The sequence below is a fragment of the Shinella sp. JR1-6 genome (assembly GCF_004284735.1).
Classification (GTDB): Bacteria; Pseudomonadota; Alphaproteobacteria; order Rhizobiales; family Rhizobiaceae; genus Shinella.
On record NZ_SHMI01000003.1, the window covers coordinates 93,759 to 106,085 of the forward strand.

Here is a 12,327-nt window from a genome sequence, read left to right on the forward strand (position 1 = left end):
CGTCTCGTTTGCCTATAGGTAGCGATGCGCGGCCGGAATGAAAGGGCCGGTGCAAGGAGGCTCGCTTGCCGTCCCTCAGGCGCGGTGCTAGCGTTCGGTGACAAGCCATGCCGGTTCAACATGTCGGGGTCCTGCCAGATGCGTGCGCTCGCGGTCTTTTTGCTGTTCCCGTCCATCGCCTTCGCGCAAACCTGCGGCGCCTGGAGCGCCGCCGTCTCCGAGGAGGAGGAAGGGCCTGTCATGCTGGCCTCGGTCTGTGTCGGCGCCGGGACGACGGAAAGCAACCTCTTCCTGAAATGCGGCCCGGAAGGTCAGTTGAACCTGCGGTTCCTTCCCGCTGCGGCGCTGGATTTTCCGCCGGGCGACGGCGGGGATTTTTCCAGCCTGCTGCGTCTTTCCGTCGACGGCGAAGCGTTCGACCGGCCGGCGCATTACGAGGCGATGGACGGCGCGATGGTCAGCGAGGTCCCGCTCGCGGGCCCGCTGGTCGATCGGCTGAAGGCGGGCAAGGCGCTCACCGTCGCCTATCCCGAAACGGCTTTCAAGCCGCTCGCCCTTCCGCTGACGGGCTCGAAGGCGGCGATCGACAAGCTGGCGGCCGCCTGCACCGGCTCCTGACGCCGCGCCGTGCCGCCGTGTGGAATTTCATGACCTTCTGAATAAGCGGGCGGCGCCGTCCGTCCCCTTTTCAAGCATGCATTGGGTGAGCGAATGTCCGGTTGCCGGCGTGCCGGCGGACCGCGATCATGCCTCGGGGAGGGTATCGTGCAGCGGAATGTCCATCGGTGGGTCGCGGCGCTTGCCGCCTGTCTTGTTCTTCTCGTCGCGCCTGCGGCCTTTGCCGCCGAACGCTACGCGCTCCTCATCGGCAATGCCGAATACGAGGATGCCGAGCCGCTGGAAAATCCGCTGAACGACATCGACCTCGTCGGCGAGGCGCTGGAGCGGGTGGAGTTCGACGTGACGCGCGTCACCGATGCCGACCATCTCGGCATGCTTTCGGCGCTCAACAACTTCACGCGGCTGGCGGAGAAGGCTGAGGACCCGGTGCTCTTCGTCTATTTTTCCGGCTATGCTGTGCAAATCGACGGCGACAATTTCCTGCTGCCGGTCGATGCCTCCGGCCGCACCGTCACGGGCCTGCGCAACCGTTCGCTGCCCGTCTCGGAAATCACGAAGACGCTGCGCGGGCTCGGCAAGGGCCTGAAGGTCGTGCTGTTCGACGCCGCACACGAAAACCCGTTCCTGACGCTGCGCGACATCCCGGAAGGGCTCGCCGAGCCGAAGGACGCCGCGGGCGTGCACTATGCCTATGCCGCCGCGCCCGGCACCGCCTATGACTACGAGGGAACACCGATCAGCGCCTTCGCTTCGGCCTTCGTCGATGCGATCAGCATTCCCGGCATCGTGCTGGAGGATGCCTTCCGCAAGACCGGCGAGATCGTCAAGGAGCGCAGCAAGGGCAAGCAGGAGACCTGGCAGAGCGATGCCGACTACGGAAAGTTCGCCCTGAGCCCGAAGGACGACAAGGTCGACGAGGCCGAGATCGCCTTCTACGAATTCGCCTCGCTCGCCGACAACCGCGAGGCCTATGACCGCTATCTCGGCCGCTATCCCGAGGGCATCTTCGCTTCTGTGGCCAAGCGCAAGATCGACCTTCTCGCCCGCCGCTTTTCCGCCGACCGCGAGGTGAGCGACGAGATGCCCTATCTCACGGTATCCAACGACCGGAGCGATCCCTGCGGGCGCATCACTTTCGGCGACTATGCGCAGGATCGTCGTCTTTCCGATGTCTACAAGGACGGCCAGCTGGTGCTGATCGACGTCCGCTTCTGGTATCCGCCGGAAGGCTGCGATTATCTCTCCTACTTCACCACGGTCTATTCGCATGAGCGGCTGCGCAACGTCATCACCGCGGCCAGCATTCCCGAGCGGCGCATCTATGTCGCGAGCCGGGACGATCTCAGCCCCAGCGAGGAGCGCGCGATCTACGACTATTTCGACGAGGACCGCCGTGGTTACGCGCAGTCCCTGATGTTCCGCGCGATCAACGAGGAGCGCCGCCACAGCCTCGGCGTCGCCCTCAAGACGCCTGATGACAATGCCCGCGAATATGTCGACGAGGTGGAATGCGGCGACGGGTGCCTGCGCGTGCGCGGCCTCGTGCGTTTCCGCGACAACAGCGTGCGCGCGCTGGAGGACTACGAGTTCGACTTCGTCGACGTGCGCCGCCTCGGGCTCTACGACAAGTACCGCGCCGCGCTGCGCGATTTCCCGGATGAGCAGCACGCGTCAAGCGACACGGCCGGCCACGACACGAAGACGGACGGCTATGCTGCGGAGGCCAGTCACGAGACGAAGACGGATGCCTATGGCGAAACCGCTGCCGCCGGCCACGGCGACGGCTACGGCTACGGCAAGGACGCCGATCCCTACCGCGCCGCGCGCACGGTCGGCGGTTGGGAGATCGCCGCGGATTTCTCCGGCGACCGCCGCTTCCTGAACTGCCGCGCCACCCGCAGCGGCGAGGGCGGCGGCCACGCCGCCTTCCGCTGGTACGACGACGGCCATGTCACCTTCGGCTTCCAGGACACGGCCTACGACTACCGCGACGACTACACGAACGACGCGACATACTGGATCGACGACGGTGCAGGCTACGACGTCAAGGGCAAGGCCTATGGTGGCCAGGAGATCGCCTACGACCTCGGTCGCGACGGCGGGGTGATCGACGCACTGAAGCGGGGGAACACCATCCGTATCGGCGACGTGCGGACGAGCCTGAAAGGCTCGAGCGCGATGCTGGACGACCTCAAGGCATGTGTGGCGGCGTTCCGGTAGGGCGCCGCAGTGGCTGCCTCTCATCCGCCTGCCGGCCCCTTATCCCCACAAGCGGGGAGAAGGGATTTGCTGCACTGGTTTCCCACCAGGAGGAGATGGTCGAATGCAGGAAAGCCTCACGGCTTGCTTCCTTCTCCCCGCCTGCGGGGAGAAGGTCGCGGCAGCGGGATGAGGGGCTAAACCTCCGCCTGCGGGTCGCCGTCACATCTTCCCCGCCACCTTGATCGCGAAGGCATATTCGAAGGCGATTTCCTCCAGGCGCTGGAAGCGGCCCGAGGCGCCGCCGTGGCCGGCGCCCATATTGGTCTTGAGGAGGATCGGTTCGTCGCCGGTGGTCCTTTCGCGCAGCCGGGCGACCCATTTGGTCGGCTCCCAATAGGTGACGCGCGGGTCGGTGAGGCCGGAGAGCGCGAGGATGGCGGGGTAGGCCTTGGCCTCCACGTTGTCGTAGGGCGAGTAGCTGGCCATCAACTGGTAGAAGTCCTTGCTCTCGATCGGGTTGCCCCATTCGGGCCATTCCGGCGGGGTGAGCGGCAAGGTGTCGTCCAGCATGGTGTTGAGCACGTCGACGAAGGGCACGGCGGCGATGATGCCGCCGAACTTTTCCGGCGCCATGTTGGCGATCGCGCCCATCAGCATGCCGCCGGCCGAGCCGCCCTCGGCGACGATGTTCGCGTAGGACGTGAACTTCTCCTGATTCAGATAGTCGGCTGCGGCGACGAAGTCCTTGAAGGTGTTGGTCTTCTTGTCCATCTTGCCGTTTTCGTACCAGGCGAAACCCTTGTCCTTGCCGCCGCGGATATGGGCGATGGCATAGACGAAGCCACGGTCGACCAGCGACAGGCAATTGGTGTTGAAGGACGCCGGGATGGTGATGCCGTAGGCGCCGTAGCCGTAGAGCAGGCAGGGTGCGGAACCGTCGAGGGGCGTGTCCTTGCGGTAGAGCAGGGTGACCGGCACCGTCTCGCCATCCCAGGCGGGGGCGAAGACGCGGCGGGTGACATAGTCGTCGATCGTGTGGCCGGAGGGCACTTCCTGCGTCTTCAGAAGCGTGCGCTCGCGCGTCGCCATGTTGTAGTCGAAGAGCTGCGAGGGCGTCGTCATCGAGGAATAGGAGAAGCGGATGACGTCGGTGTCGTATTCCGCCGCGCCCGAAAGGCCGAGCGAATAGGCTTCTTCCGCGAAGGCGATGGCGTGTTCCTCGCCGCTTTCCCGATCGCGCACGACGATGCGCGGCAGGCCTTCATGGCGCTCCAGCCAGACGAGGTGGCGGGCAAAGGCCATGTGGTTGAGGATCAGCGTGCCCGGGCGATGCGGCACGACCTCCGTCCAGTTCTCGCGGCCCGGCGCCGTCACCGGCGTTTGGCAGATCTTGAAGTCCTTGGCGCCGTCGGCATTGGTAAGGATGTAGAAGACGTCGCCGCCTTCCGTCATCGAATATTCAAGGCCCACTTGGCGCGGAGCGACGAGGACCGGGGTCGCAAGTAGGTCCTTAGTGGAGAGCAGGCGGTATTCGCTCGTCTCGTGGTCGTGGATGTCGATATAGATGAAGTCGTCGATCAGCGAGCCGCCGACCGACATGAAGAAGCCGGCATCCTTCTCCTCATAGACGAGGCGGTCGTTTTCCTGCCGCTCCCCGAGGATGTGGTGGAAGATTTTCGACGGACGGTGGTTCTCGTCGAGCGCGGTGTAGAAGAAGCTCTTCGCATCCGGCGCCCAGACGCCGTCGCCGCCGGTATTGACGAGGTCGTCGCCGCGGTCCTCGCCGGTCGCAAGGTCGCGCACCTTCAGCGTGAAGTATTCCGAGCCCTTGTCGTCATAGCCCCAGATGCCGAGCGAGTGGTCGGTGGAATGGCCGATGCCGGCAAGGCGGAAGTACTGCTTGCCTGCCGCCTCCTTGTCACCGTCGAGCAGGATGGTGCGTTCGCCGCCGTCGCGCGGTTCGCGGAAGTAGCGCGGCTGCTCGCCGCCGGTGACATAGGCCGTGCCATAGGCGAAGGGACCGTCCTTGACGGGCACCGAGCTGTCGTCCTCCTTGATACGGCCGCGCATCTCGGCAAACAGGGTCTTCTGCAGCGCCTCGGTGTCGGCCATCGCAGCCGTCATATAGGCGTTCTCCGCCTCCAGATGCGTGCGGATCTCCGGCTGGAGAATCGAGGGATCCTTGAACATCGCCTGCCAGTTCTCGTCGCGGAACCAGGCGTAGTAGTCGGTGCGGGTGATGCCGTGGCGGGTATCGGCGACCGGCTTCTTGGCGGCGACGGGGGCGGCGGGCAGATTTTTGAAGACGGGCAAGATTTCACTCCGGCAAATCGGTAGGCGGGATCAGAGAGATAGAGAGCCCTGCGGCCTGCATCAAGCGTTCAGCCTACCCGACGGGCGAAAAGCCGGTCGTGCAACACCATGCCGGCCACCATGCAGGCAACGAAGAGGAGAGGTTCCGGCCGGCCGAGCGAAAGGGCGGCCAGCGCCGGGCCGGGGCAGAAGCCGCCGAGCCCCCAGCCGAGGCCGAACAGCGCCGAGCCGAGGATAAGCCTCCGGTCGACGGGGTGGGTATCGGGCAGGTGGAAGCCGTCCGAGAAGGCCGGGCGCGGCAGGCGGCGGATGAGGGCGAGGCCGAGCGCCATGACGGCGACGGCGCCGCCGAGCACGAAGGCAAGGCTCGGATCCCAGTCGCCAGCAAGGTCGAGGAAGCCTTGCACGCGCGCCGGGTCCAGCATGCCGGACAGGGCAAGGCCGAGGCCGAAGAGCGCGCCGCAGGCGAGCGCCGACAGGATTTGCGGGACGGGGCGGGTCACAGGCCGAAACTCCGCAGGAGCGCGACGGCGAAAACGCCGGCAACGAGGAAGCTGGCGACGGCGGCGAAGGAGCGCGGCGAAAGCCGGGCAAGGCCGACGACGCCATGACCGCTGGTGCAGCCGGAGCCCATGCGCGTGCCGAAGCCGACAAGGAGGCCCGCCGCGGCGATGAGCGGCAACGGGGCGGCGATGGTGACGGTCGGCCAGCCGCCGGCAAAGCCGCGATAGAGGATGGGGCCGAGGAGGAGGCCGGCGACGAAGGCGGCGTTGACCGCGACGTTGCTCCCCTGGGTGAGCCGGCCGAGGATGCCGCTGATGCCGGCGACCCGGCCGTTGAGGGCGAGCAGCAGCGCGGCGGCAAGGCCGATCAGCATGCCGCCGAGAAGGGAGGGGAGGTAGTCGATCATGGATTGTCCTCGTCCGTACAGAAGATCGTGTAGAGCGCGCCGATGAGCCTTGCGGCCTTTTCGGCGGTGAGGCGGTAGAAGATCTGCTTGCCTTCCCGGCGGGTCTCGACGATGCCGGCCTCACGCAGGACGTTGAGCTGTTGGGAGAGCGTCGGCTGGTGGATGCCGATCCGGCGTTCGAGGTCGCCGACGGAGAATTCACCCTCGGCGAGGGTGCAGACCAGCATCAGCCGGGCCGGATGGGCGAGCGTCTTCAGGAGGCCGGCGACCTCGGCCGCCCGCGCCTCCATGGCCTGCGGCGGCATTGTCGCCTTGCCGCTGGGCGGTGTCGTCACGCTCAAGGGGCACGTCCTTCCTGCCGTTGTTTTCAACATTATACACTTTCATATAATGTATAATGTTTATGGGCAAGCGGGACTGTGACGGTGCGACGGTTTGTCAGCCGGGCAGGCTGCGCCGGGCCTTGCGCTTGGCGGGGCGCAGCTCGTCGGCGATGGTCATGCCGATGATGGATAGAGGCAGCGCCAGCATGGCGCCGGCCGCGCCCCACATCCAGGTCCAGAAGATGATGGCGGTGAAGATGATGAAGGCGTTGACCTCCAGCCGCTTGCCCATCACGGCCGGCATGATGAGGTTTTCCATGGCAAGGTGCACGACGAAGAAGGCGAGCGCCGGCAGGAGGCCCATCATCAGCGTCTCGTGGGTGAGCAGGCCGGCGGTGGCGAGCGCGATGGTCATCAGCGTCACGCCGAGGAAGGGCACGAAGGAGGAGAGGAAGGCAAAGAGCCCCCAGAGCACGGGCATGGCGAGCCCGCCGCCCCAGGTGATGAGCGCGGTGACGACGCCGAGCGCGCCGTAGACCAGCGCGGCGGTGGCGAAATAATAGCCGAGCGCGCTGTCGATGGCGTTCATCACGCGGATGGCGGCAAGCCGCTGGCCGCGGCGCGGGAAGGCCATGATCAGCATCTGGCGCAGTTTCAGCCGGGCCGAGAGGAAGAGCACCAGCGCGGCGAAGAAGATCATGCCCTGCAGGAGGGCGGGGGTGAGGCTGGCCGAGAGGATGCCGAGGATGCTGCCGGTGTTTTCCAGCACCTTTTCCATCGACATCTGGCCGCTCTCGAAGGTCTGCGGGCTGATGTTCAGCCAGCCGAGGCGGGAGAACAGCGGTGTGATGCGGTCATAGGCCCCGCGCACCAGATCGGGGGCGTTTGCGGCAAGCTGCGTGATCGGATCTGCAAGCATGCCGGCGATGAAGAAGACGCCCACCCCGAAGGCGCCGGCCAGCAGCAGCGCGGTCGGGAGCGGCGGAATGCCGAGATCGGTCAGCTTTTCCGCGGCCACGCCGAAGATCAGGCCGGTGACGACCGCCAGCGACAGCGGAATGAGGATCGGCGCCATGAGATAGACGACGGCCATGGCCATGATGACGAAGATGCCGATGGCTGCCCAGGCCGCGGCGATGTCCAGCCCGTAGCGGCGTGGCGCATCCTGCGAAAGGTCCTTTTCCATGTCGAGGCTGCCCCGCAAGAGCCGCCGTTCCGCCGGCTTTCCCGAAATGTCGTGCATGGCATAGCCCCTCTTTGGCGCCGAAAACGCGCGAAGCGTGCGGAAGTTCCGCCGCTTGTGGCCTGAAACCTGCGGTGGGTTGCCAGCGCCGCGAAATCGACATATTGCCCGTTAACCCCGAATTAAGGTGTCGGTAATGACGCCACGAAGAGGAGGCCGACAGTTGAAACGGCAGGCAGGCGGGCTTTTTATCGCCCTTTGCACTCTGGCGCTCGCGCCGCTCTGTTCATCCCCCGCGCTGGCGATCGATGCCCGCGTGCGCAGCCAGCTTCAGAAGCTGACGCCGGAAGAGCGGCTGGAGCAGCGCTGCGACATCGAGGCGATGGACAAGATCAGCGGCGACAAGGGCGGCTTTCGCCCGGACAAGGTGATCGCCTATGCCTTCGGCGATCCCAAGCTCGACGGTAGCACGATCAAGACGAAGGGCGCCGTCTTCCGCAGCGGCGGCGAATGGTATCGCCTGTCCTACAAATGCGAGGCGAGCGCCGACCGGCTGGAGGTCAATGCCTTCAAGTACCGCATCGGCGACGTGGTGCCGCACGAGGACTGGGCCGCGCATTATCTCTACGATTGAGGCCGTGGGGCGTCTTGTAGCGACGCCCGATACCACCCTCTGCCCAGCAGGGCAGAGGGTGGATGCTCCAACCCTCCACCTTGGCGCGCGTCGGCTCAGGCCGAGAGCTTGAGGCCAATGCCCCAGGGATCGACGAGCGAGACTGTGTCGCCCTCGCGCGTCGTCGCGATCGACAATTCATCCAGCTTTTTCAGTGCCGTTTCCAGCTTCGCCGGATCGTTGAAGCGGATCGTGTAGTCGGAAAGGCCCGTCATGCCCGTCTGGCGCTTCGGCTGGCCACGGGAGTTCCACACATTGGCGGCGACATGGTGGTGGTACTTGCCCGTCGCGAAGAAGCTGGCGCCGGGATAGCTCGCCATGATGTCGAGGCCGAGCACATCGCGGAAGAAGGCATCCGCCTCCGGGATGTCGGAGACCTGGAGATGGATGTGGCCGATCGCCGTGCCGTTTTCCTGGCCCGTCCAGCCGTCCTTCGGCGCTTCGTCATAAAGGGCCTGCAGGTCGAGCCGGTTCGTCGCCATCTTGACCTTGCCGTCGGGCACATAGGTCCATTCGGTGCGGTCGCGGTCGCGATAGATCTCGATGCCGTTGCCTTCCGGATCGTCGAGATAGATCGCCTCGCTGACGAGGTGGTCGGAAGCGCCGGTGAGCGGCACGTTGTTGTGCGCGGCATGGGCGAGCCAGCGGCCGAGTTCCCGGCGGTTGGGCACGAGGAAGGCGGTGTGGAAGAGGCCCGGCGCATTGCGCGGCGCGCGCGCGGCATTGCTGCCCGTCGTCAGCGTCAGGAGCGGCCGGCCGGCAACGCCGAGCGTTTCGCCAGAAGCCGATGTGTCCAGCACCGAAAGCCCCATCACCTTCTGGTAGAAGGCCGAGAGCATCGGCAGGTCGATCACCGTCAGGTGCGAATGATCGACGAAGGCCGGCATGTCGATGGCGTGGCTGTTCGTATCGTTCATCGGGGCGGTCTCCGCGCGGCTGGGGCCGGCCCTGGTGGCGGCGATGCCCGCGGCGGCGGCGCCGAGGAATGTCCGTCTGTCGAGGTCCGTCATGGTTTTATCCCTGTTTCGGTTTCCCTTGGAAACCGTTCTGTCGTGGGGGAATATGGCGGAGCGGCGGCGTTCACGAAAGGTGGTGTTTCGGCGATTTACTGTCAATGCAGCGTTGACGGTACCGGTTCGGGAACTTGATTCCGATCAATGTCGTTTCTCAGGCGCGATGCCATTTTCAGTGCATGATCGCAGATGAAAGGAGATCGGTACCGTGACGGACCTGGCGCAGTACAAGGACATTCTGGAGGCCCGCAAGCGCGAGCTCTACAGCCGCCTGAACAGGATCGAGAAGGATCTCGACACGCTGAAGAGCGGCGACAGCGCCGACCGCGCCATCGAGCGGGAGAACGACGAGGTGCTGGAGGAATTCGGCACGACCGGTCTCAAGGAACTGGGCGCCATCGACGCCGCGCTCGACCGCATCGCCGCCGGCACCTTCGGACTGTGTGCCAAGTGCGGCGCGCCGATCTCTGCGGCCCGCCTCGCCGCCGTGCCCCATGCCGCACTCTGCGAGGAGTGCATCGCGCAGCAATAGCGCCTGCCGCGGGAGGGGGCTCGGGTTTGGGTCGAGCATTCGTCTCACGCGGCAAACTTTTGTGATCCGGCCACACTCTTGCCCCTGGCTTCCAAACGCGCCACCTTGTCTTTAATGGACAAGGCAGGATCGGCCGTGACGGAGATCAAGGGCGTCAAATGGAACTATGATCGGGGCGAGGTGATCGCCGACGGCATCGTGCATGGTGTCGGCGTCGTGCTCGCGCTGATCGGCGTGACGGCGCTGATCTTCTATGCCACCGTCTGGGCGACGAGCGGGCAACTGGCGGCCGCCTGGGTTTACGGCGTCGGGCTCGTCGCTGCGCTCGCCACCTCCTTCGCCTACAATATCTGGCCGGTCTCGACGGTCAAATGGCACCTGCGCCGCTTCGACCATGCCGCGATCTTCGTATTGATCGCCGCCACCTATACGCCCTTCCTGCAGCGCGGCATCGACGAGCCGCTGCTCGCCGGCATGCTCGTCGGCATCTGGCTGATGGCGGCGGCGGGCGTGGCGCTGAAATTCCTCCTGCCCGGCCGCTACGACCGGCTGGCGATCCTCATCTATCTCGCCATGGGCTGGAGCGGTGTGCTTGCCGCCGGGCCGCTGACGACACACCTTCCCACCGCCACGCTGACGCTCATCGTTGCCGGCGGCGTGCTCTATTCGGTGGGTGTCATCTTCCATGTCTGGGAGAAGCTGCGCTTCCAGAACGCCATCTGGCACGGCTTCGTCGTCGCCGCGGCCGCCGTGCATTATTCGGCAGTGCTGACCAGCGTCGTTTCGGGTGTCTGACGGCGTGTTTCGCCGCTATTGCGCCGGCGGGGCGGTGCCCTGTGCGCTCGTGCAGCCCTCGGCCGGCCGCAGCGATTTCACCAGCTTGCCGACGAGCGGCGACATCTCCGCCTTCATCGATTGCGGATATTCCAGCACGAAGGAGGCGGCCGCCTCGTCGCAAAGCGCGATGATGCGGTGATAGAGGATGGAATCGACAAGCGTGCCGGAAAGGCTTGCCCAGCCGGCCGCCTGCCGTTCGTAGCTGAGATCCCAGCCCTCGCGCAGATAGGCCATGCGCCGGCTGGCGACCTCGTCCGCGAACGACCCGATCACCAGATGGTTCGCCCAGACGGAGAGCTTGGCCTCGCCATTGGCATAGGTCCGCCCGTCGCCATTGTCGGCCTCCTGCACGAGCGTGAAGCCGGGCGGGACGTCCACCGCAAAACCGAAGCGGGCGTTGACATAGGGCTCCCAGCCCTGGGCGAAGGCGGCGGCGGGGAGGGCGAAGAAAAGAAGGAAGAGAAAACGTTGCACGATGGGCTACTCGTTGATGGCGTCCCCTGGGGAACGGACAAAGGCGGGCGTTTCTTCACCCTTCAAGCGCTGCCGAAATCCGCGAAGCGATTCCGTTTCAAGGAATTGTGCAGCGCTTTTAAACTGTTACAGCATCCTTCGCGCGTCAAGTTTGCGGCGCCGCGCCACAAAGCAGGCTGGACAGCTTTCCCGCTCCTCCTGTATGGCAGGAGGCAAAACCGGGGGGAACCATGGACATCACGATACGCGACGCCGTGGAGGCGGATCTTCCCGGCATCATGGACATCTACAACGATGCCGTCGCCAACACGACGGCGATCTGGAACGAGGCCACCGTCGACCTCGAAAACCGCAAGGCCTGGTTCTCCGCCCGCCGCGAGCGCGGGTTCCCGGTGCTCGTCGCCATGCGGGGCAAGCAGGTGATCGGTTACGCCTCCTATGGCGACTGGCGGGCCTTCGACGGTTATCGCCACACGGTCGAGCATTCCGTCTATGTGCGCGGCGATTCCCGCGGCACCGGCACGGGCAAGCGCCTGCTCAAGGCGCTGATCGACCGGGCGAGTTTCAACGGCATCCATGTGATGATCGCCGGCATCGAGGCGGAGAACGCCGCCTCGATCAAGCTGCACGAAAAGCTCGGCTTCCGCGTGGTCGGCCGGTTCAGCGAGGTCGGCATCAAGTTCGGCCGCTGGCTGGACCTGACCTGCATGGAACTCAAGGTTCCCAAGCGGTAGGCCCGGCCCGCGGCCGCCTTTCCATGTGCCTCAGTCCGGATCGAAGCTGAGGGCCACGCCGTTCATGCAGAAGCGCAGGCCCGTCGGCGGCGGACCGTCCGGGAAGACGTGGCCGAGATGCGCGTCGCAGTCCGAACACCGGATTTCCGTGCGCGTCATGCCGTAGGAATAGTCGGAATGGTCCGCCACGGCGCCGGGCTCGATCGGCTGGTAGAAGCTCGGCCAGCCGGTGCCGGAATTGAACTTCGCCTCCGAGCGGTAGAGTGGCCTGTCGCAGCAGATGCAGTGATAGGTGCCTTTCTTGGAAAGGTCGAAGTCGGGGCTGGAAAAGGCACGCTCCGTGCCGTGTTCGCGCGTGATGCGGAACTGTTCCGGCGTCAGGATCTCCCGCCACTCGTCCTTCGTCTTGTTGACCTTCAGTGTCTTCGTGTCGCTCATCGCGTCCTCCTGTCGGAGCCATAGATAGGGTGCCGGGGGCGGCAAGACAATCTTTGGCGGTATCCTGATGGAGA

General features: G+C 65.4%; 14 protein-coding genes. 6 read left to right on the plus strand and 8 right to left on the minus strand.

The features are described from left to right. Nucleotides 1-138: 138 nt before the first annotated feature. Together EXZ48_RS05695 and EXZ48_RS05700 are read left to right on the plus strand one after the other, a co-directional pair. A complete protein-coding gene (locus tag EXZ48_RS05695; protein ID WP_130514764.1) occupies nucleotides 139-618 on the plus strand; it encodes a hypothetical protein in 480 nt (159 codons plus the stop codon). A 147-nt stretch (nucleotides 619-765) separates the two neighbouring features. Next, nucleotides 766-2,841 carry a caspase family protein gene (locus EXZ48_RS05700; RefSeq protein WP_165909286.1) on the plus strand — a complete coding sequence of 692 codons (2,076 nt, stop codon included), beginning with the start codon at nucleotides 766-768 and terminating at the stop codon, nucleotides 2,839-2,841. A gap of 201 nt (nucleotides 2,842-3,042) precedes the next feature. Here the strand turns inward: EXZ48_RS05700 and EXZ48_RS05705 are convergent, their stop codons facing one another. From EXZ48_RS05705 to EXZ48_RS05725, 5 genes are all read right to left on the minus strand, one after another. Then, nucleotides 3,043-5,136 carry a S9 family peptidase gene (locus EXZ48_RS05705; RefSeq protein WP_130514768.1) on the minus strand — a complete coding sequence of 698 codons (2,094 nt, stop codon included), beginning with the start codon at nucleotides 5,134-5,136 and terminating at the stop codon, nucleotides 3,043-3,045. 68 nt (nucleotides 5,137-5,204) lie between these two features. Further along, the gene (locus tag EXZ48_RS05710; protein ID WP_130514770.1) at nucleotides 5,205-5,639 is read right to left on the minus strand and encodes a DUF6691 family protein; all 435 of its coding nucleotides are present in this window, start codon (nucleotides 5,637-5,639) and stop codon (nucleotides 5,205-5,207) included. Beyond that, the gene (locus EXZ48_RS05715) at nucleotides 5,636-6,046 is read right to left on the minus strand and encodes a YeeE/YedE family protein (protein WP_130514773.1); all 411 of its coding nucleotides are present in this window, start codon (nucleotides 6,044-6,046) and stop codon (nucleotides 5,636-5,638) included. The genes EXZ48_RS05710 and EXZ48_RS05715 overlap by 4 nt, the downstream gene beginning before the upstream one ends. Beyond that, nucleotides 6,043-6,351, minus strand: coding sequence for a sulfite-sensing transcriptional repressor BigR (gene bigR, locus EXZ48_RS05720; protein WP_130515136.1), 309 nt, complete (start codon nucleotides 6,349-6,351; stop codon nucleotides 6,043-6,045). Before bigR ends, EXZ48_RS05715 begins: the two co-directional genes overlap by 4 nt. A 133-nt stretch (nucleotides 6,352-6,484) precedes the next feature. Further along, nucleotides 6,485-7,612 (minus strand): AI-2E family transporter, encoded by a 1,128-nt coding sequence (locus EXZ48_RS05725; protein ID WP_023516335.1) that lies wholly within the window; start codon nucleotides 7,610-7,612, stop codon nucleotides 6,485-6,487. A 163-nt stretch (nucleotides 7,613-7,775) separates the two neighbouring features. On the opposite strand from EXZ48_RS05725, the gene EXZ48_RS05730 reads away from it, so the two are divergent. After that, the gene (locus tag EXZ48_RS05730; RefSeq protein ID WP_371687641.1) at nucleotides 7,776-8,186 is read left to right on the plus strand and encodes a DUF930 domain-containing protein; all 411 of its coding nucleotides are present in this window, start codon (nucleotides 7,776-7,778) and stop codon (nucleotides 8,184-8,186) included. A gap of 95 nt (nucleotides 8,187-8,281) precedes the next feature. Here the strand turns inward: EXZ48_RS05730 and EXZ48_RS05735 are convergent, their stop codons facing one another. Beyond that, on the minus strand, nucleotides 8,282-9,142 hold the full coding sequence (locus EXZ48_RS05735; protein WP_245461968.1) for a VOC family protein: 861 nt from the start codon (nucleotides 9,140-9,142) through the stop codon (nucleotides 8,282-8,284). A gap of 304 nt (nucleotides 9,143-9,446) precedes the next feature. On the opposite strand from EXZ48_RS05735, the gene EXZ48_RS05740 reads away from it, so the two are divergent. Continuing rightward, nucleotides 9,447-9,770: a TraR/DksA C4-type zinc finger protein gene (locus EXZ48_RS05740; RefSeq protein ID WP_023516332.1), complete on the plus strand. Its 324-nt coding sequence runs from the start codon at nucleotides 9,447-9,449 to the stop codon at nucleotides 9,768-9,770. Between the two features lie 135 nt (nucleotides 9,771-9,905). Beyond that, on the plus strand, nucleotides 9,906-10,565 hold the full coding sequence (locus EXZ48_RS05745) for a hemolysin III family protein (RefSeq protein WP_130514779.1): 660 nt from the start codon (nucleotides 9,906-9,908) through the stop codon (nucleotides 10,563-10,565). A gap of 15 nt (nucleotides 10,566-10,580) precedes the next feature. Here EXZ48_RS05745 and EXZ48_RS05750 read toward each other — a convergent pair whose 3' ends face one another. Next, on the minus strand, nucleotides 10,581-11,081 hold the full coding sequence (locus tag EXZ48_RS05750; protein ID WP_130514781.1) for a hypothetical protein: 501 nt from the start codon (nucleotides 11,079-11,081) through the stop codon (nucleotides 10,581-10,583). A gap of 230 nt (nucleotides 11,082-11,311) precedes the next feature. On the opposite strand from EXZ48_RS05750, the gene EXZ48_RS05755 reads away from it, so the two are divergent. Then, on the plus strand, nucleotides 11,312-11,815 hold the full coding sequence (locus EXZ48_RS05755) for a GNAT family N-acetyltransferase (RefSeq protein WP_023512958.1): 504 nt from the start codon (nucleotides 11,312-11,314) through the stop codon (nucleotides 11,813-11,815). 30 nt (nucleotides 11,816-11,845) lie between these two features. Here EXZ48_RS05755 and msrB read toward each other — a convergent pair whose 3' ends face one another. After that, nucleotides 11,846-12,253: a peptide-methionine (R)-S-oxide reductase MsrB gene (gene msrB / locus EXZ48_RS05760; RefSeq protein WP_023512957.1), complete on the minus strand. Its 408-nt coding sequence runs from the start codon at nucleotides 12,251-12,253 to the stop codon at nucleotides 11,846-11,848. Nucleotides 12,254-12,327 lie beyond the last annotated feature (74 nt).